Origin of the sequence: Micromonospora sp. DT201, from assembly GCF_049841575.1 — a bacterium.
Lineage (GTDB): Bacteria > Actinomycetota > Actinomycetes > Mycobacteriales > Micromonosporaceae > Micromonospora.
In genome coordinates, this window is sequence record NZ_JBNCKP010000015.1 from 62,503 (window position 1) to 79,888 (window position 17,386).

Sequence of the window (17,386 nt, forward strand, 5' to 3'; positions counted from 1 at the left end):
ACGCGGATGCGCAGGTGGCACGCACGGAGGCGACAGTCCAGGGTTGGTGTGGCCCGACGGGCCGGCACCGCTGCGGCGCTGGCCGCCGCTCTGCTCGGCGCGGTCTCCTGCACCGGCACGACCAACCCGCCACTGGCGGTCACCGGCACCGCACCGGCCGGCACCGCACCGGCCAGCACCGCGCCGGCCAGCACTGCGCCGTCCAGCACCGGACCGTCCAGCACCGGACCGGCCAGCACCGCCGCCGCGCCGGCCACCGCCACCCCGAGCGCCGCCCCGGCGAAGGTCCCGGACATTCTGCGCTTCACCGGGACCACCCTCACCGGTGCCGGGTTCGACGCGGCGCAGCTCGCCGGCCGGCCCGTGGTGCTGTGGTTCTGGGCGCCGTGGTGCGCCACCTGCGCCAGCCAGGCCTGGACGGTGGCCGAGGTCGCGCCCCGATACCGGGACACCGTGCCGATCGTCGGCGTCGCCGGGCTTGGCGAGCAAGCGGCCATGAAGGAGTTCGTCACCGAGTTCGACCTTGCCGAGATGCCACAGATCGACGACCGCGCTGGCGTGCTCTGGCGTCGGTTCAAGGTGACCGAGCAGAGCATCTTCGTGATCATCGACCGGGACGGCAAGGTGATCCAGCAGGGCTTCCTCGACGGCGAGGCGCTGACCGCCCGGGTCGCCGCGCTGGCCGAGGCGTGACCGGCCCCCTGCTGCTCGCGCTGACCGCAGGCATGCTCGCAGCGGTCAACCCGTGCGGCTTCGCGTTGCTGCCCGCGTACCTCTCGCTGTTGGTCGCCGGGGCGTCGGACACCCGCGGCGCGGTCGGCCGCGCGCTCACCGCGGCGGCCGGGCTGACCCTGGGGTACGTGGTGGTCTTCGGCGCGTTCGGCCTGGCGCTCGCGCCGCTGGCCGGCTGGCTGCGGCCCCGGCTGCCGTGGCTGACCGTGGCGCTCGGCGTGCTGCTGGTGGTGGCCGGCTGTTGGCTGCTCGCCGGCCGGCGACTGCCCGCTCCCGGCTGGTCCGCCCGGGCGCCCCGCCTCACGCGCTCCTGGCCGTCGATGACGCTGTTCGGCGCGGCGTACGCGCTGGCGTCGCTCGGCTGCGCCATCGCGCCGTTCCTGGCCATCGTGGTGACCAGCCTCCAGGCCGGCTCGACCGGCCGCGGGTTGGCGCTGTTCGGCGCGTACGCCGTCGGGATGGGTCTGGTGGTCGCGGTCGCCGCGCTCGGGGTGGCGCTGTTGCGCGACGGTCTGGTGGCCCGGCTGCGTGTCGCCGGCGCGTTGGTGCCCCGCCTCAGCGGCCTGGTGCTGCTGCTCGCCGGAGGTTACGTCGCCTGGTACGGCTGGTACGAGTTGCGGCTGGCCGCCGGTCGCCGAGACGCCCTGCACGACCCGGTCATCCGAGCAGCTTCCCAGCTGCAACACGCCCTGGCCGACACCCTGAACCCAACGGCACTGCTAGCCGCCCTAGCAACCCTCCTACTGACAGCAGCCCTAATCCGCCGCCCCCACCCCACCCCGCCCCCGCCCCACCCGCCCCACCCTCCCCGCCCCACCCTCCCCGCGATCTTGCACTTACTGTCGCGGCAAAAGCCGCAGAGCGGCCCATTTCGGCGACAGGAACTGCAAGATCGCGGGGGTGAGGGGCGGGGTTAGCGCGGGGTGGGAGGGCGGGGCTAGCTAGCGCGGGGTGGGAGGGCTGGGTTAGCGCGGGGTTAGGCGGTCCGTGCCGAGGCGGTCTTGGAGGACCTTGGGGATCAGGACACTGCCGTCGGCCTGCTGATTCTGCTCAAGGATCGCCGGGAAGAGCCGGCTCGTGGCCAGCGCTGAGCCGTTGAGCGTGTGCACGAAGCGGGTCTGCTTGCCGCCCGGCTCGCGGTAGCGGATCGCCGCCCGGCGTGCCTGGTAGTCGCCGCCCCAGGAGACCGACGACACCTCCTTGTACTTGTCCATGCTCGGCATCCACACCTCGATGTCGAGGGTCTTGCGCATGGCGGCGCTGGCGTCGCCGGCCGACAGCAGGCTGCGCTGGTAGTGCAGCCCCAGCTTCTCCACCAGGCTCTCGGCGTGGGTGACCATCTCCTCCAGCGCCGCTTCCGCCTGCTCGGGCAACGTGAACTGGAAGATCTCCACCTTGTTGAACTGGTGGCCCCGCACGGTGCCGCGCTCGTCCGAATGTGAGCCGGCCGCCTCCCGGCGGTAGCACGGCGTGTACGCGAAACGCTTCAGCGGCAGCTTCGGGGTCTCCAGGATCTCGTCCTGGTACGCGCCGAGGATCGCCGTCTCCGAGGTGGGCAGCAGGAACTGCCCGCGCGGGGCGGACTCCGAGTCCAGGTGGTAGACGTCGTCGTAGAACTTCGGGAACTGCCCGGCGGCGAAGCCGGCCGTGTCGAGCAGCAGGTGTGGCGGCAGCAGAAACTCGTAGCCGGCCTTGACGTTCTCGTCGATGAGGAAGTTGAGCAGCGCCCACTCCAGCCGGGCACCCATCCCCGTGTACATCCAGAAGCCGGAGCCGCCGAGCTTCACGCCGCGCTCGTGGTCGACGAGACCGAGCATCCGCGACAGCTCCACGTGGTCGCGGACCTTCTCGATCACCGGCGGTTCACCGAAGGTCTTGACGACCCGGTTGGCTTCCTTGCCGCCGGCGACGACATCCTCGGCGGGCAGGTTGGGCAGCTCGCTCATCGCGGTGCGCAGCCGGGACTGCACCTCGTTCAGCTCGGACTCCAGCTCGGAGAGCTGCTTGCGGCCGGCCTCGGGCGCGACGACGTCCGGCTCCCGGCCGGCGCGCTTCGCCTCCGCGTACGCCCGCGCCTCCGCCTTGCGGCGCTGCCGATCGGCGTCGATCTCCGTGATCAGGGCGCGTCGTTCCTGGTCGAGCCGCTGGATCTCGTCCAGGGCACGGGTGACCTCGGCGGGATCCAGACGCTTCGCCAGCGCGGTCGCCACCGCCTCGCGATCCTTCCGGATCAACTCCATGTCGAGCATGCTGCTCCGTACGCCTCCGTCCGGGGTCACAGGTGGACCACCCGATGCTACCGTCGCGGGCTTTTCGTCCCGGGACGGGGAGTGCTGGCCGCCGGCTCAGAGCCGGATCGGCATGAGCACCGAGTAGGTGTCCGCGTCATCCGGGCGGCGTACGGCCAGCGGGGCGATCGGTCCGTCCAGCTCCAACACCAGCTGCGGCGCGCCGGCCGCGTTCAACGCGTCCAGCAGGTAGCCACCGTCCACCCCGACCCGCAGCTCGTCGGTGCTCAGGTCGGCGGTGGGGAGCAGGCACAGGCCGCCCTGGTCGTCGAGGCCGAGCACGGTGACCGCCAGCGGTTTCCCACCGTGGTCGCGGGCGACCGTGGGCGCCGCCGGGTCGGCCAGCGCGGCGCTCAGCGCGGCCACGTCCACCGGGATGCGGCGAGCTGTCGGCCGGTCACCGACGGCCTCGCGCAGCAGCCGACGGTAGTCCGGGAAGTCGGACGGCAGGGCGGTGCCGGTCAGCGTCCGGCCGGCCACCATTACCCGCAGGTCCGCGCCCGCGACGGTCAGCTGCACCGGTCGGGGGTCGGCGGCGTCGAGCAGTGTCCGGAGCTGATCGATGAGGGCCACGGGTACGAACACCCGCACCGGCGGGCCGTCGACGTCCGCCCCGGCCCGGGCCAATGCGAGCCGGTGCCGGTCGGTGGCGACGAGTCGGACGCCGTCGGGCTCCACGTCGAGGAGCACACCGGAGAGCATCGGCAGCTCCGGGTCGGTGCTGACGGCGAAGCGGACCGCGTCCAGCGCGGCGGCCAGGCCGGCGGGGGAGAGCAGCAGCATGGTGGTGACGGGCTGGGCCGGGTCCACCAGGGCCCGAAGCCGGGCAACCTCGCGGCGGGCGTCGGCGAGCCCGTCCACCAGCCGACGCAGCTGCGTGTCGAGGAGTTGGTGCACCGCCGCCGGCTCGGCGCGTACCGCGGCGGCGATCTCCGGCACCGGCATGCCGATCCGGCGTAGCCCAGCCACCAACCGGGCCGGGGTGATCTGCTCCTCGGTGTACCAGCGGTAGCCGGTCACCGGGTCGACCAGGGCCGGCTCCAGCACCCCCGCCGAGTCGTAGAAGCGCAACGCGCTGACGGTCAGGCCGCTGGCCCGGGCCAGCTCGCCGATGCTGTGCAGGTCGCTCACGCTGGGCATCCTGCCCCCTCGACCCGGTCGAGGGTCAAGCCGAGACCTGCTTGAGCACCCGGAAGGTGAGCCCGGCCCGGATGAGCCGGTCGAGCAGCGCGTCACCCATCGCGACGACCGGGGTGACCTGCCCGGCGGTCGGCGGCAGCTCGTCGAGCGCCAGGCAGAGCGCCGACTCGCCGAGCATCTTCGCCGTCTCGTCGTAACCCGGGTCACCGCCGGCGACCTCGGTGACGACCCGCTGCCCGCCGCCGGTGCCGACGAACCGGACCCGGAACCAGGACGCCGCCCGCTGCTGCGCGGTGGGCCCCTGCCCGGAGGCGAGTCGACCGAGCAGCCAGCGTCGGCTGGGCGGCAGCTTCACCAGCCCGATCAGCGCGCCGAGCCCGACTGCGCCGGCCAGCAGGGTGGGCAGCCGCTTCACGGCGGCGAAGTGCCGGTAACGGAAGTCCGGGCCGTACTCCGGGCGGGCCGCCGCCGAGCGGCGGATCACCTGCGGGTCGATGGTCGGCAGCGGCACGGTCCAGATGCCCAGCTCCGCTGAGCGGGCCAGCCGGCCGGCCATCGCACGGACCCGGCGGTCGGTGGGGCGCGATTCGACAGCTCGGCGCTCCCGGGCGGCCTGGCTGGCCTGCCCGGTGCGGGAGAACGCGGTGAGCGCGGAATGGTACGTGCCGGCGGAGAAACGGCCACCGGCGCGCACGTAACCGTCCACGGTGATCGGCTGGTCGGCGGGCAGTTGCTTGACGGTGAACCACGCGCCCAGGTCGTGCGGGATGGAGTCGAACCCGCAGGCGTGCACCAGCCGCGCACCGGTGCGGGTCGCCTCGGCGTGGTGGCGCACGTACATCAGGTCGACGAACTCCGACTCGCCGGTGATGTCCAGATAATCGGTGCCGGCCGCTGCGCAGGCCGCGACGAGCGGCTCACCGTGGTGGACGTACGGGCCGACAGTGCTTGCCACCACCCGGGCGGCCTCCGCCACCACGCGCAGCGAGTCGGCGTCGGTCACGTCGGCGGTGAGCAGCGGCAGGTCGGCCAACGTCGGGTCGATCACGGCGAGCCGACCCCGTACGGCGGCGAGGCGGTCCGGGTTGCGCCCGGCCAGCGCCCAACGCAGTCCGGCCGGCGCGTGTCGGGCCAGGTATTCGGCGGTCAGGCCTCCGGTGAACCCGGTCGCTCCGAACAGCACTACGTCGTACGTTCGTTCCCCAGCCATCACCAGAGTCTGCCATCCGCGTGCGCCGATGAATGATCACGAGCAGGGCGTCAGGGCGTGAACACGGCTCGTACACAGCCGTCGGCCCGATCCCGGAACAGCGCGTACCCCTGTGGGCCGTGCTCCAACGGCAGTCGATGGGTGGCGAGGTGTTCGGTGCACAGCTCGCCGCGGGCCATCCGGTCCAGCAGCATCGGCACGTCCCGCAGGTCCGGCCGACGGGCACCGCGCAGTGTGAGCCGCCGATTGGTCAACGCGCCGAGCGGGAACGCGTCGACGAACCCGTCGGTCGCGCCGAGCACCACCACCACACCGCCCTTGCGGCAGGCGTGCACGGCCTCACGAGTCGCGTCCGGCCGGTCGGCGGATCGGCCTCCGAAACGTTCGGGCGGCGGCGTGCCGACCGCGACCACGCACACGTCCGGCCCGCGCCCACCGCTGCGGTCGCGCAACTCGGCCGCGACGTCGGTGCGGCGGTAGTCCAGCGGCTCCGCGCCGGCGTGCCGCTCGGCCATCCGCAACCGATCCTCATGCCGGTCCACCACCAGCACCCGGGCGGCACCGCGTATAACCGCCGCGCGGGCGGTCAACTGGCCCACCGCCCCGGCGCCCCAGATCGCCACCACGTCGCCGGGCCGCACCGCACCCAACTCGGCGGCCAGCCACCCGGTCGGTGCCGCGTCGGCGGCGAACAGCGCCCGGTCGTCGTCGACCGCGTCCGGCACTCCGAACGCGCCCACGTCGGCGTACGGCACCCGCACGTACTCGGCATGACCGCCCGCGAAGCCGCCCGCCGCTCGGGGCCGGCCGAAGCAGCCCGCGTCCGAGCGCCCCCAGTCCGGGTCGACGCTCGCCGGGTCGGCGTGGGCGTTGTCGCAGCAGGAGTGCAGGCCCTGGCGGCAGTACCAGCAGCCACCGCAGGCGACGCTCGCGCCGACGACCACGCGGTCGCCGGTCCGGTGCCGGCGGACCTCGGGGCCGACCTCGACCACCTCGCCCAGGAACTCGGCCCCGAGCACGTCGCCGGCCCGCAGCAGCGGATCCCGGCCGGCCAGCAGCGGCAGGTCCCCGCCGCAGGTGGCACTGCGGCGTACCCGGACGATGACGTCACGCTCGTTGCGCAGCTCCGGGTCGGGGACCTCGCGTACCGCCAGCTCGTCGGCGGCCACCCAGCACAGCGCCCTCACCCGTGGACCTCCCGACGGTCCAGCGCGGAGCGGTCCGCGCGCAGCACCTCGCCGGCCTCCACACGCTGCTTGACCTGGCGCAGCGTCCGGCGGACCAGCAGAGCGGGATCGTCGCCGACCAGGTGCGCGGCCAGCCCGGCGGGCGGAGTGGCGCCGGCCAGCGGCCGGGCGGCCAACTCGGTACCCCGGTCGCCGGGCGCAGGCCGCACCCGCACCTCGACCGCGCCGCCCAGGCGGCGCAGCGGCTCGGGCCAGCGGCCACCGGGAAGCACCTGCTCCGGCGGCCGGTCGACAGTCACGACCTCCCACCGGGCCGGCGCGGAAGGTTCGCCGTCCGCGCCGGTCCGGCCGCGCCACCGGGGTACGCGCAGCAACCGCACCGCCCCGGTCAGCGCCGCGCTGCCGAGAGCGGGTCCCGCCCGAGCCAGCCGTCCCATCGGTCCCACCCGTCCCACTCGTCCTCCCGGTTCACGTCCTCCGATCGTCGGTCGCGGTCGGGTGAAGCGTGCTCGCCCGGAAGGGGTGAACCGGCCCGCGTCGGGTAACCGCTCGCCGACCGGGGGCGGAACGTGTGGTGGGGGTGGAGCTGAGTGGCAGCACAGCAGAATCGGGTACGGGTCGAGACGGCACCGGAGCACCCGGTGGAGTCACCGCTGCTGGCGTCCCGGCTGACTCCGGCCGTGCCACCGGAGCCGGTGGTGGCCCGCCCGCGACTGCTGCGCTGGTTGGACGAGGCCGGTGCGGGCCCCGTCACCCTGGTCGCCGCCCCCGCTGGTTGGGGCAAGACCACGCTTCTCGCCACCTGGGTGCGGCTGGCCGGCGGCTCGCCCGAGGCCGAGCAGGGCGCGGTCGTGCCCGACTCCGGCCAACTGCCGGTCGTGCCCGAGGCCAGTCCGGTGTCCGCCTGGGTGTCGGTGGAGATCGGCGACGACGGCGACCGGCTCTGGGCGTACCTCGCGGCGGCGCTGCGGTCGGCGACCGGATCGGCGGAAGGCGGCCCGGTGCCCGACCGGCCGCCGCGCCCCGACCAACTGGAGTCGCTGGCGGCCACGCTCGCCGCCGCCGACCGGCCGGTGCTGCTGATCGTGGACGACCTGCACCGGGTCGCCGACCCGGCGGCGCTGACCGGCTTGGAGTTCCTGCTGCGGCACGCCGGGCAGCGGTTACGTCTGGTGATCGGGGCGCGAGCCGGGCTGCACCTGCCCCTGCACCGGCTTCGTCTCGCCGGCGAGCTGACCGAGATCGGCCCGGACGAGCTGGCGTTCACCGACGACGAAGTCGCCGACCTGCTCACCGCGCACGGCGCGGCCCTGCCGGCGGCGGCCGTGCGGAGACTGCGCGAGCGCACCGGCGGCTGGCCGGCCGCGCTGCGCATCGCCGCCCTGGCGGTACGCGGGCAACCCGACCCGGAGCGCTGGGTGGGGCAGTTCGGTGGCGACCAACCGGAGATCGCCGGTTACCTGCACGAGGAGATCCTCGCGACGCTCGACCCGGCCCAGGTGGACCTGCTGCGCCGTACCGCCCTCGTCGAAAACGTGTGCGCTGACCTGGCCGAGGCGCTGACCGGCCGTGCCGACGCCGGGCAGGCGCTGGCCGACCTGGCCGGGACCGGTGGTCTGCTGCACCGGGAGGACACCCGCCCGCCCTGGTACCGCTGCGACCCCCTGCTCGCCGATCTGCTCCGTGCCGACCTGGCCCGGCTGCCCGGCGACGAGCTGCGCGAACTGCACGTACGGGCGGCCGACTGGTACGCGGGCGACGGCCGGCCCGCCGACGGTTTGCGGCACGCGCTCGCCGCCGGCCGGTGGGACCTGGCCGGCGACCTGTTCGTCGCGCACTGGCCGGAGCTGACCCGGTACGACCGCGACCCGGTGCACGCCCCGGCACCCGGGCCCCCGCCGACGCCTGTGATCCGCGCCGACCCTGAGGTGGCGTTGGCGTACGCCGCTGAGCGCGCGTACACCGGCGACCTTCCGGCCGCCACCAGCTACCTACGTGCCGCCGCCGGGCACGCGGCGGGCCTGCCGGTGCCGCGCCGGGACCGGTTCCTGCGGTTGGTCACCGCGCTGGAGTTGACCGTGGCCCGGCTCGCCGACGACTCGACGGAGGTCCGGGCCGCCGCTGCCCGGCTGCTGCGGACCCGCCCGGCGGGGGCCACGCCGACGCGACTGCCGGACTCCGCGCCACCGGGGGTGGCCAGTTCCGCTCCAACGGCCGGTGGCGGTGGCGCCGCCGATGACGCGGACCTGCGGGCGTTCGCCGGCACCGCGCTGGGGCTTGTCGAGTTGGCTGACGGCGCGCTGCCGGCCGCCCGGTTCGTCCGCGCCCGGGCGGCGGCTCGGGAGGCTGGCCGGCCGCGTACGGAGCTGGTCGGTGCCAGCCGCGCCGCCCTGCTGCTCGCCGTGCGCGGTGAGCTGCGGGCAGCTGAGCAGGCAGCCCGGGACGCGCTGGGCATGCCGCCCTGTCGGGGCTGGTCCTGTCGGCTCGACTGCGCCTACGCGTACCTGGCCCTGGCCCTGGTGGCGCTGCTGCGTGACCAGCCCGAGGAGGCTTCGGCGAACCTCGCCCTCGCCGGCCCGGCACTCGGTGTCGGCGGCGGCTGGGTCGGCAGCTCGGAGCCGGATACCGGCGACGGTTGTCTTGCCGCTGCCTCCGCTGAGCCGGTGGCGATGGCGGTGGCGGCACTGTGCCGGGCGCAGCTGCACCGCGACTCCGGCGATCCAGCGGCCGGCCAACGACTGCTTGTCCGGGCACGGGAGGCGCTGGTCGACCGGCCGTCCGCCGCCGAGCTGACCGGCCTGCTGCGGGCCGCCGAGGCCGGACTGCGTGCTGAGCGGAGCGACCTGGATGCCGCCCGCGAGCTGCTCGGCGACACCGCCGTCGACGGGACCGACCCGGCGCTGGCGGTGGCGCTGGCGAAGGTGGAGATGCTGGCTGGCGACGCCGCCGCCGCCGGGCGAACCCTGCCGGGGTGGCAGACACCAGCGGCCGGCGCCTGGCCCCTCCCGGTACGCCTCGACGCGGGCCTGCTCGACGCGGTGCTGGCCGAGCGGGCCGGGGATGGTCGTCGGGCAGGTCGGATCCTGGAGCAGGTGCTGGATCTGGCCGGCCCGCAGGGCTGCCGGAGGGCCTTCACCCGCGCGGAACCGGCGGTCCGGGATCTGCTGGCCGCGCACCTGGACACGGGCACCGCACACTTCGCGCTGGTCAGTGACCTGGTGCGGGGGGCCGGGAAGAGCACCATCCGGCCCGCCGCCGAGCCGAGGGGCACGCTCGACGAGCCGCTCACCGAGCGGGAGCTGACCATCCTGCGCTACCTGCAGAGCATCCTGTCCAACGTGGAGATCGCCAGTGAGCTGTCCGTCTCGGTCAACACGGTGAAGACCCACGTCCGCAACATCTACCGCAAACTCGACGCGACCCGCCGGCGCGAGGCGGTCCGGCGGGCGCGCGAGTTGCGGCTGATCTGAGCAGGATGGTGGTCAGGCGTTGCTCGCGGCGTCCACGGCCGCCAGCAGGTCCGGCAGGTCGTACCCGCCTTCGTGTCGGACGCCGTTGACGAACAGGGTGGGGGTGCCGTTCACCCCGCTGCGGATGCCACCCACGAAGTCCCGGCGCACCCGGTCCGCGTGCGCTCGGCTCTCCACCTCGGTGTTCAACTCGTCCGGCGGCAGTCCGACCTGCTCGACGCCGAGCGAGAGGTGCACCGGGTCGAGCTGGTCCTGGTGCTCGTAGAGCCAGTCGTGCATCTCCCAGAACCGGCCCCGGACCGCGGCGGCCTCGGCCGTCTCGGCGGCGCGTTCCGCGTACGGGTGCACGTTGGCGATCGGGAAGTAGCGGTAGACCAGCCGAACGCTGTCGGCCCTCTGCCGCAGCACCTCGTGCAGGTTCGGGTACGCGGCACCGCAGAATTGGCACTGGAAGTCGCCGTACTCGACGATGGTCACCGTCGCGTCGGCCGGCCCTCGGATGTGGTCCTCGGTCGTCACCGGGTCCCGAAGTCGGGCGGTGACCTGCAGTGGCGTGGTCATCCGGCCATCACCTTCCGATCGGCGGCGAGTTGGTCCAGCGCGTCGAAGATGCCGTCCGCGCCCGGGTTGACGTCGGGCGGAGAGCGATAACTCCAAGTCACCTTGCCCGCCGGGTCGAGCACCACAAGTGCGCGGTCCGCCTCACCCTGCGCGTTGTACGCGCCATATTGGCGGGCTACCTCGCCCTTTGGCTCGAAGTCGGCCAGCAGCGGGAACTCGATGCCCCGGCTCTCCGCGAATGCCCGGTGTGACCAGATGCTGTCCACCGAGATGCCGAGCACCACCGCCTTGTACTGCGCGAAGACGGGTGCGGCCGACTGGTAGAGCGACATCTGGTCACCGCAGACCGGGCTCCAGTCGGCGGGATAGAAGGCGAGCACGATCGGCCGGCCACGGAACTGCTCGGGCCCAATCGGGCCCCCGTCCGGGGTGGCCGGCAGGGTGAAGCCGGGGGCGGGGCGCCCCGGTTGGATCAGCCCGTTCGGATCACTCATGCCCCCAGCCTGCTCCCGGGGTGGGTGAGGTCGGCTCACCCGCCCCGGGTGGTTCCGCGCTCGCGCGGCGCTCGGTCAGCGCAGCACCGGGGCGACCGCGATGTGGTTCTGCACTTCCCGGATGCCGGGTGCGGACCAGGCCACCTGCTCCACCTCGGCCCGCTCGGGCATCGAGTGCACCAGACCGGCGAGTATTGCGGTGTCGCCGTGCACCCGGACGCTGATCCGTTCGGCCTCGGTCGCTCCGGCCCGGGCGAGGGCGTTGACGATCCGATTGGCCAGGTTCTGGCCGTCCGGTACGGCGACCGGCCGGACGGTGACGCCGTTACTCACCCCGCGTACGCCGGTGAGCCGCCCGACCGCCCGTTCGGCGGCTTGGCGCTGGTATTCCCACTCGACCTCGCCGTGCAGCGTCACCCAGCCGGCCGAGACGGTGACCTGGAGCTTCTCGATGGGCACGAACGCGTCCCATTCCAGCGTGTGGCTGGCCGCGGCGGCCAGGTCGGGATCGGCGCGTTCAGCACTGCTGTCCAATTGCACGGCCAGGTCGTTGGCGACCGCCCGGACCCGGGCGACGCGATGGGCGGCCCGTTCGGCGGCCCATTTCTTGGCGTAGCTGTCCACCCGGCCGGTCAACGCGACGACGCCCTCGGCGACCGTCACGCCGATCTCGTGTGGCTGCACCCGGGGTTCCCAGGTCAGCTCGTCGAGTACGGCGGACTGGATGTCCTGGTCGGTGCGGCCGATCTCCGCGATCGCCATCTGGCCCTCCTCCGCTGCATGAGTGGCGGCTCCGGTGGCGGCTGCGGTCGGAGGTCCGCCGGGGTCCGAGCCTGCCGTCGCCGTGGGTGAAGCGTCCTCACCCCAAGGGGGTGACGGCACCATCGGGCACCTTCTCCAGGGGCGCGAACATCGATGGTGGGAGCGCTTCCAAAGCGAGCGGATTTCGGTTACGGTAATCGCATTCCTCGATTGCGGGAGCCGTCGCGTCGGGTGGGTGGGAGTCAGGGCAACTCCGCTCGTCCCCGTCGTCGTGCCCGTCCCCCGGGCCACGGCGGCACCGTTCGGGTCGACCCCGTCCCCCGGGGCTTCGCCCGAGAGGGGCCACACCACCGATCCCCAGAAGTCTCGCCAGCGCGGTCGTGACCGTGCCGGCCGCAGCCACCGCCGTCCTGGTGGTCCCGCTCACCGTGCCCCGGGGCAGCACCACCCGAGCACCGGTCCGCCGGGCCGCCTGAGGGGTCCGGCACCCGGCGGACCGGCCCCTGTCCCAACCAGCGTGTCAACCATGGAGACTCGCCACTTTCGTCCACCAGCACAAGTCCATGCTCGACCCAGAGGGCGTTCGCGCGAAGAGGACGGGCCCCGCTCGACCGTGGTCGAGCGGAGCCCGGGGGATGCTGCTGGGTTCGGTCGTTCAGACCGCGGGGGAGTTGGGGCGGTCGACGTCGACGAACTCCATGTCGTCGACGGTGTGGTCGTCCCGGCTGCCCGCGGCCCGTGCGGCGGAGCCGACGGCCCAGCCGACTGCGGCGCCGACCAGTGCGGCGCCGATCAGCAGGGTCCAGGGCAGTGCCGGCTGCCGGCCGGCGAGCGCGTCGAAGGCGAGCGCGGCGCGGCGCCGAGCCTCGTCGGCGGCGGAGCCCACCAGGTCGCCCGCCTCGTCGGCGAGGCCAGTGCTGTTGCGGCGGGCCGAGCGGGCGGTGTCCCGCACACTGTCTCCGGCGGAGCTGACGGCGGAGAGCAGGTGCTCCCAGGCATGGTCCGCGATCCGCTCCGGCTTGCTGCGGCGGTCCAGCAGGTTGGTTCCAAACATCGTGGTTACCTCCTTGGGTGCCGAAGCCGCCGGCCACTTCGGACTTCGGCCTCTGTTCGGCGCGTCACGGTTCGCCTACCCCGCCAGTGCCCAGGGCCGCCCGGGCGCAAACCCGGCCGGCTGCGGTCCACCGCCGGGAAGTCAGCGCACCACAACCACGGCGACGCTGCGGGCGAAGTCATCGTCATCGTCATCGTCGTCTCCACCGCCGAAACCGCAGGCCAGTACGAGGGCGAGCAGAAGGCCGACGCCGGCCAGCCCGGCAAGTCGCTTGATCATCGATGATCCTCTCCGTAACGGTGGGTGTACCGACCCGATGCTAGGTGGCGTCGGCAACCGTGAACACGGGTCCGACCGGGTGTCCGCAGGCGACACGCCGGTGGCACGGGGAGGCGTCGGTCATGGGCCGGTTGTCGGGCGCGTCGGGCCCGGACGGCTACCCTGGTCCGGCGGCGCGTCGGTCACGACCGAAGCGTCGAGGGTCGGATAACGAAAAGTCTTGAGTAATCAGATACTCAAAAGTGCGTATATGGGCGGCTTTGTGGGTCTGGATCCGCGAATTGCTCATCCCGAGGGGTGGCGACCGAGGCCGTCAGAGGAATACTCTCGGTCGCGGCCCGCGTACTGATGAGGCGCCCGGGGGACGGGCGGGTGGAGGTGCTCGCGTGAGCCTGTCGATCGTGAAGTCGGTTCTGTCTGGTGGTGTCGTGGAGATCGCCCCGCGGGGCGAGATCGACGTCGACACAGCGTACGAGGTGCGTGAGGCGATTGCGGAGGTGCTGGCCAAGGGTCGGCCGCTCCGCATCGAGCTCAACATGAGGTTGGTCACCTTCATCGACTCTGTCGGCATCAGCGCCATGGTTGCCGGCTTCCAGACGGCCGAGGTCAGCGACGTCAAGCTGGTGGTCACCGAGCCGAGCCGGTTCGTGCACCGGCAGCTCTGGGTGACCGGCCTGCTCGGCCTGTTCGGTGCCCCGGAGCCCTACTTCGCCGGCAACGCCACCCGCGAAGTGCTTCCCGGCGCCTGAGCGCACCAGGCATCCCCGTCAGGGCTGGTCGTCCAGTCCGGTCAGGTCGGTGTCCGTCGCCTCGGTGACCGCCCGGATGGCCGTCACCGAGGCATACCCGGCGGCCAGCAGCGCCACGTCCGTGCCGGGCTGGGCGGCCTGCCCCGGCTCCTCCAGCGAGGTCCGCACGTAGCCGTGGCCGGACTCCGCCACCGTCATCTGCACCTGACCGAAGCTGGCCAGCGTGCCTCGTCGCACCCCGAGCAGCCGCCCGTGTGGCAGGTCCGGTGCGTTCACGTTGAGCACGCTCTCCATCGGCGCGGAGGTCAACCGGGGGAGCAGGTCCAGGGCGACTCGTGCGGCGGTGCTCCAGTGCCGCTCGGCGTCGCGTACCCGGGCGGCGGCGTCCACCGCGGCACCACCGCTCGCGGCCGTCGCCTCACCTGCGGAGAGCACGTCGAGTGAGACCGCCATCGCCCGGCAGCCGTTCGTGGCGGCGGTGAACGCGGCACCCACCGTCCCGGAGTGCAGTACGGCCCGGCCGGCGTTGGCGCCACGGTTGATACCGGACAACACCACCGACGGCGGTGGGCCGAACGCGCCGTGCAGGGCGATCAGCGTGATGAAGCCGGGGGAACCAGCGACTCCGTACGCCGGCACGCCCGCCAGGTCCGGCAGCGGGTGGTCGTTCACGACGACCCGCCCGTCCCGCTCCACGGCGCTCATCGCGGCGCTGGTGCCGCTCGCCTCCTCCAGCGGCGCCGCGACCACCACGTCCAGGCCCCGCTGCCTCGCGGCCCAGGCCAGCGCCTGGATGCCGGGAGCGGCGATCCCGTCGTCGTTGGTGATCAGCACTCGCAGCGTCATCGCTCGACCACCCGGTCGGCCAGCTCGTCCGGGGTGGTCCGCTCCTGCGGCCGGCTGTCCGCCGGCACCAGCCGGACCCGGTCGACCAGGCCGGTGATCGAGTCCAACCGCCCGGTGCCCAGGCCGTGTCGGGTCACGTTCATCGCGCCGGCGGCAGCCCCGGTCCGGATGGCCGTCCGGATGTCCCCGCCTCTGGCCACGACGGCTGCCACCCCGGCGGTCATCGAGTCGCCCGCGCCGCGCGGGTCGGCGGCCTCCAGCCGGGGCATCTCGACCTCGAACAGCTCCCCGTCGATGAGCGCCAGCGCCGGCTGGTCGGCCCGGCTCACCACCACTGTCTCGGCGCCGGCGGCGTGCAGCTCGTACATGGCCCGGGTCAGCTCCAGGCTGTCGTCGCTGCGGGCACGGCCGTCGCGGATCAGCTCCTCGTGGCTCACCTTGAGGAAGAACACGCCGCTCTCCAGCACCGAGCCGAGGTGATCGCCGGAAAGGTCGACCACCACCCGGCCACCGTTGGCACCGAGGTCGGCGGCGAAGCGTCGGTACAGGTCCGCCGGGACGAGCCACGGCTCGTTCGGCCCACTGAGTACGCTCACCGCGGCCCGTAGGCCCTCGCCGAGAGCCAGGTTGTACAACTCGTCGAGTTCGTGCCGGCTCAGCGGCTGCCCGGGCACGTCGGCGATCTCCTGCCGGGAGCCGTCCCGGCGGTCGTGCACGTACCCGCCGCTGCCGGAGTCACGGACCACCACTTTGAGGTCCACGCCCTCGCTGATCAGCAGCGGCTCCAACACCTGGCCGATCTCTCCACCGAGGGCGGCGCAGAGCACCACGTCGACACCGAGCGACATCACCATCCGGGCCTGCCAGACACCCTGCCCGCCGGGGTGCAGGTGCAGCTCGGGGTGCTCGTTCGGCTGGTCCACGGTCACCGTGAGCTGCGGGGTGGGCGCGAAGACCATCACGTGCCCGCTCACCGGTCGTCACCGTTCACGATGTCGCGCTCCAACACGTCGGGTGATTTGTCACTAACCGACCCTAATGGGGCAGGTGGGGGCACGGCATCCCATCGGCCGGGGTTCGTCGTCGCATTGGCAGCCGTCGGGCGTTGCCAGCCAGACATCGGTACGGGACGATCGTGCGACCAACTGCGGCGGGAGACGGTGTGCTCAGCAGCGATACCTTCAGTTACACCGTCCAGGCCCGGTGTTCGCCGGCCGAGGCGGCGGCGATGCTCAGTGACCTGACCCGACAGGGTGAGTTGCACCCACTGATTGTTCGGGTCCGCCGACTGCCGCCCCGACCTGGTGCCCTGGCCAGTTACACGATCAACGACCGGCTGGCGGCCGGCCCGCTACGCTTCCGGACTACCTACCACGCCGACGTGCTGATCAGCGAGGACGACGAGATCGTCGTGGTGGCCCGCCAGTGGCCGGCCACCACGGTGCGCAACCACACCCGACTGCGCGCCGAGCCGGACGGCCTGGTCCGGATCGACGTCGACATCACCCTGACCGCGCCGACCCTCCTGTTTCGGTACGCGTTCCGCCAGGCCCGGGCCGCCCACCTCGCCCTGGCCACCCGGCTCGGCGCGGCCCTGGACCGCACCGGCGGCAGCCTGCCCCCTGCCTGACCGCACCCCGCACCCCGCCGCGCCCAAGATCGTGCTCGATCGTGGATGTCAACACCGTTGCGTTAGCGATCGGTTGCTGGGCGAAAGGGGCACGGTGGACTCCCGACACCCAGGTCCGTCACTCCAGAAACGCCCCGCCAGCGCCGATCTTGCAGTTTCGGTCGCCGATATGCGCGGAATGCTTGCTTATGTCGCGACAGTAAACGCAAGATCGCGAAGGAAGGGCCGCCCGTCCTCGTCGATCATGGAGTTGTGGTGCCTGGTTTAGTGCGGTTCGGGCACTTTGCCACCCACCACAACTCCATGATCGACGGGACAGTGCGGGGTTGACGAACTGTTGTCGTGGATGTAGTGGCCTGTGGGCGGCAGGAGGCCACTACATCGTGGTTGCAGCGCGATCACGGCTCACGAGGTTGGGTCGCGCGGCGGGACGCCGTCCCCAGGGCTTGTAGGTGGACAACACCGTCGCAATGATCATCAAGCTGGTCGACACCGCGGGTGCGATCACCAGGTCGGCGCGATCGCGTGCGGGCAGGGCGGCGCCCATCGCACCGGCGTGCCGCAGATTCGGGGTGAGCAGGAACAGCACCAGCCCGACCATGACCGTGGTGAGCACGAGCTTGACCAGCACCCAGCGGTAGCGCAGCAGGCCCCACGGGGTAAGTAGCGCGCTGGCGACACCGATCAGCCAGACCAGGACGCTCAGTGGCGCGAACAGCACGGTGCCGACCAGCGAGGTGACCGGGTAGACCACCGCCGGGTCGGCGCCACGCTGCACGGCGATGCCCAGGGTGAGCAGCACCAGGTCGGCGCCGAGCCAGCCGAGCGAGGTGACCAGATGCAGGGTGAGCAGCCCCTTGCGGGCGGTGGGTGGGATCCGAGGCATACCGCGATGCTGCCCGCCGACACCGGCCGGGTCGTCCGACCGCCAGCGACATCAGGGGTACGCCTGGCGACGTAGCCAGTGCCGACCAGGCCGGTGCG

The 17,386-nt window shown here is 72.9% G+C and carries 18 protein-coding genes; 5 read left to right on the top strand and 13 right to left on the bottom strand.

Going from position 1 to position 17,386, the window contains the following annotated elements:
• Positions 1-6: 6 nt before the first annotated feature.
• Together ACLQ28_RS22730 and ACLQ28_RS22735 are read left to right on the top strand one after the other, a co-directional pair.
• Positions 7-693, top strand: coding sequence for a thioredoxin-like domain-containing protein (locus tag ACLQ28_RS22730; protein ID WP_425688295.1), 687 nt, complete (start codon positions 7-9; stop codon positions 691-693).
• Entirely contained in the window at positions 690-1,649 is a 960-nt protein-coding gene (locus tag ACLQ28_RS22735) for a cytochrome c biogenesis CcdA family protein (protein ID WP_425688296.1), read from the top strand. Before ACLQ28_RS22730 ends, ACLQ28_RS22735 begins: the two co-directional genes overlap by 4 nt.
• Positions 1,650-1,697: 48 nt before the next feature.
• Here ACLQ28_RS22735 and serS read toward each other — a convergent pair whose 3' ends face one another.
• The 5 genes from serS to ACLQ28_RS22760 all read right to left on the bottom strand — a co-directional run bounded on the left by serS (position 1,698) and on the right by ACLQ28_RS22760 (position 6,994).
• Positions 1,698-2,981, bottom strand: a complete 1,284-nt coding sequence (gene serS / locus ACLQ28_RS22740; protein WP_425688404.1) for a serine--tRNA ligase — start codon at positions 2,979-2,981, stop codon at positions 1,698-1,700.
• Between the two features lie 96 nt (positions 2,982-3,077).
• Positions 3,078-4,160: a MerR family transcriptional regulator gene (locus tag ACLQ28_RS22745; RefSeq protein WP_425688297.1), complete on the bottom strand. Its 1,083-nt coding sequence runs from the start codon at positions 4,158-4,160 to the stop codon at positions 3,078-3,080.
• 25 nt (positions 4,161-4,185) lie between these two features.
• A complete protein-coding gene (locus ACLQ28_RS22750) occupies positions 4,186-5,370 on the bottom strand; it encodes a saccharopine dehydrogenase family protein (protein ID WP_425688298.1) in 1,185 nt (394 codons plus the stop codon).
• 50 nt (positions 5,371-5,420) lie between these two features.
• Complete coding sequence (locus tag ACLQ28_RS22755) at positions 5,421-6,557, bottom strand: alcohol dehydrogenase catalytic domain-containing protein (RefSeq protein WP_425688299.1); 1,137 nt, start codon at positions 6,555-6,557, stop codon at positions 5,421-5,423.
• On the bottom strand, positions 6,554-6,994 hold the full coding sequence (locus tag ACLQ28_RS22760; RefSeq protein WP_425688300.1) for a hypothetical protein: 441 nt from the start codon (positions 6,992-6,994) through the stop codon (positions 6,554-6,556). The genes ACLQ28_RS22755 and ACLQ28_RS22760 overlap by 4 nt, the downstream gene beginning before the upstream one ends.
• A gap of 153 nt (positions 6,995-7,147) precedes the next feature.
• Between ACLQ28_RS22760 and ACLQ28_RS22765 the strand changes: the two genes are divergently transcribed.
• Positions 7,148-10,027 (top strand): LuxR C-terminal-related transcriptional regulator, encoded by a 2,880-nt coding sequence (locus tag ACLQ28_RS22765; RefSeq protein ID WP_425688301.1) that lies wholly within the window; start codon positions 7,148-7,150, stop codon positions 10,025-10,027.
• A 12-nt stretch (positions 10,028-10,039) separates the two neighbouring features.
• On the opposite strand, the gene ACLQ28_RS22770 is transcribed toward ACLQ28_RS22765, so the two are convergent.
• The 5 genes from ACLQ28_RS22770 to ACLQ28_RS22790 all read right to left on the bottom strand — a co-directional run bounded on the left by ACLQ28_RS22770 (position 10,040) and on the right by ACLQ28_RS22790 (position 13,177).
• On the bottom strand, positions 10,040-10,588 hold the full coding sequence (locus tag ACLQ28_RS22770) for a DsbA family protein (protein WP_425688302.1): 549 nt from the start codon (positions 10,586-10,588) through the stop codon (positions 10,040-10,042).
• Positions 10,585-11,082: a redoxin domain-containing protein gene (locus ACLQ28_RS22775; RefSeq protein WP_425688303.1), complete on the bottom strand. Its 498-nt coding sequence runs from the start codon at positions 11,080-11,082 to the stop codon at positions 10,585-10,587. The genes ACLQ28_RS22770 and ACLQ28_RS22775 overlap by 4 nt, the downstream gene beginning before the upstream one ends.
• 75 nt (positions 11,083-11,157) lie before the next feature.
• The gene (locus tag ACLQ28_RS22780; protein WP_425688304.1) at positions 11,158-11,844 is read right to left on the bottom strand and encodes a BON domain-containing protein; all 687 of its coding nucleotides are present in this window, start codon (positions 11,842-11,844) and stop codon (positions 11,158-11,160) included.
• A 655-nt stretch (positions 11,845-12,499) separates the two neighbouring features.
• A complete protein-coding gene (locus tag ACLQ28_RS22785) occupies positions 12,500-12,898 on the bottom strand; it encodes a hypothetical protein (protein WP_425688305.1) in 399 nt (132 codons plus the stop codon).
• 141 nt (positions 12,899-13,039) lie between these two features.
• Complete coding sequence (locus ACLQ28_RS22790; RefSeq protein ID WP_425688306.1) at positions 13,040-13,177, bottom strand: hypothetical protein; 138 nt, start codon at positions 13,175-13,177, stop codon at positions 13,040-13,042.
• A gap of 386 nt (positions 13,178-13,563) precedes the next feature.
• On the opposite strand from ACLQ28_RS22790, the gene ACLQ28_RS22795 reads away from it, so the two are divergent.
• A complete protein-coding gene (locus tag ACLQ28_RS22795; RefSeq protein WP_425688307.1) occupies positions 13,564-13,926 on the top strand; it encodes an STAS domain-containing protein in 363 nt (120 codons plus the stop codon).
• Positions 13,927-13,944: 18 nt separating this feature from the next.
• Here the strand turns inward: ACLQ28_RS22795 and surE are convergent, their stop codons facing one another.
• Positions 13,945-14,772: a 5'/3'-nucleotidase SurE gene (surE, locus tag ACLQ28_RS22800; RefSeq protein WP_425688308.1), complete on the bottom strand. Its 828-nt coding sequence runs from the start codon at positions 14,770-14,772 to the stop codon at positions 13,945-13,947.
• Complete coding sequence (locus tag ACLQ28_RS22805) at positions 14,769-15,731, bottom strand: 1-phosphofructokinase family hexose kinase (protein WP_425688405.1); 963 nt, start codon at positions 15,729-15,731, stop codon at positions 14,769-14,771. Before ACLQ28_RS22805 ends, surE begins: the two co-directional genes overlap by 4 nt.
• Positions 15,732-15,934: 203 nt before the next feature.
• Here ACLQ28_RS22805 and ACLQ28_RS22810 point away from each other — a divergent pair, with 203 nt between their 5' ends.
• Positions 15,935-16,402 carry an SRPBCC family protein gene (locus ACLQ28_RS22810; RefSeq protein ID WP_425688309.1) on the top strand — a complete coding sequence of 156 codons (468 nt, stop codon included), beginning with the start codon at positions 15,935-15,937 and terminating at the stop codon, positions 16,400-16,402.
• A 376-nt stretch (positions 16,403-16,778) separates the two neighbouring features.
• On the opposite strand, the gene ACLQ28_RS22815 is transcribed toward ACLQ28_RS22810, so the two are convergent.
• Positions 16,779-17,288 (bottom strand): hypothetical protein, encoded by a 510-nt coding sequence (locus ACLQ28_RS22815; RefSeq protein WP_425688310.1) that lies wholly within the window; start codon positions 17,286-17,288, stop codon positions 16,779-16,781.
• Positions 17,289-17,386 lie beyond the last annotated feature (98 nt).

Excerpts from the sequence above, each read along its gene's own strand:
- ACLQ28_RS22780 (WP_425688304.1), bottom strand. The coding sequence starts at position 11,844 with ATGGCGATCGCGGAGATCGGCCGCACCGACCAGGACATCCAGTCCGCC.
- surE (WP_425688308.1), bottom strand. The coding sequence starts at position 14,772 with ATGACGCTGCGAGTGCTGATCACCAACGACGACGGGATCGCCGCTCCC.
- ACLQ28_RS22750 (WP_425688298.1), bottom strand. The coding sequence starts at position 5,370 with ATGGCTGGGGAACGAACGTACGACGTAGTGCTGTTCGGAGCGACCGGG.
- serS (WP_425688404.1), bottom strand. The coding sequence starts at position 2,981 with ATGCTCGACATGGAGTTGATCCGGAAGGATCGCGAGGCGGTGGCGACC.
- ACLQ28_RS22730 (WP_425688295.1), top strand. The coding sequence starts at position 7 with ATGCGCAGGTGGCACGCACGGAGGCGACAGTCCAGGGTTGGTGTGGCC.
- ACLQ28_RS22805 (WP_425688405.1), bottom strand. The coding sequence starts at position 15,731 with ATGGTCTTCGCGCCCACCCCGCAGCTCACGGTGACCGTGGACCAGCCG.
- ACLQ28_RS22785 (WP_425688305.1), bottom strand. The coding sequence starts at position 12,898 with ATGTTTGGAACCAACCTGCTGGACCGCCGCAGCAAGCCGGAGCGGATC.
- ACLQ28_RS22770 (WP_425688302.1), bottom strand. The coding sequence starts at position 10,588 with ATGACCACGCCACTGCAGGTCACCGCCCGACTTCGGGACCCGGTGACG.
- ACLQ28_RS22815 (WP_425688310.1), bottom strand. The coding sequence starts at position 17,288 with ATGCCTCGGATCCCACCCACCGCCCGCAAGGGGCTGCTCACCCTGCAT.
- ACLQ28_RS22745 (WP_425688297.1), bottom strand. The coding sequence starts at position 4,160 with ATGCCCAGCGTGAGCGACCTGCACAGCATCGGCGAGCTGGCCCGGGCC.
- ACLQ28_RS22760 (WP_425688300.1), bottom strand. The coding sequence starts at position 6,994 with ATGGGACGGCTGGCTCGGGCGGGACCCGCTCTCGGCAGCGCGGCGCTG.
- ACLQ28_RS22790 (WP_425688306.1), bottom strand. The coding sequence starts at position 13,177 with ATGATCAAGCGACTTGCCGGGCTGGCCGGCGTCGGCCTTCTGCTCGCC.
- ACLQ28_RS22775 (WP_425688303.1), bottom strand. The coding sequence starts at position 11,082 with ATGAGTGATCCGAACGGGCTGATCCAACCGGGGCGCCCCGCCCCCGGC.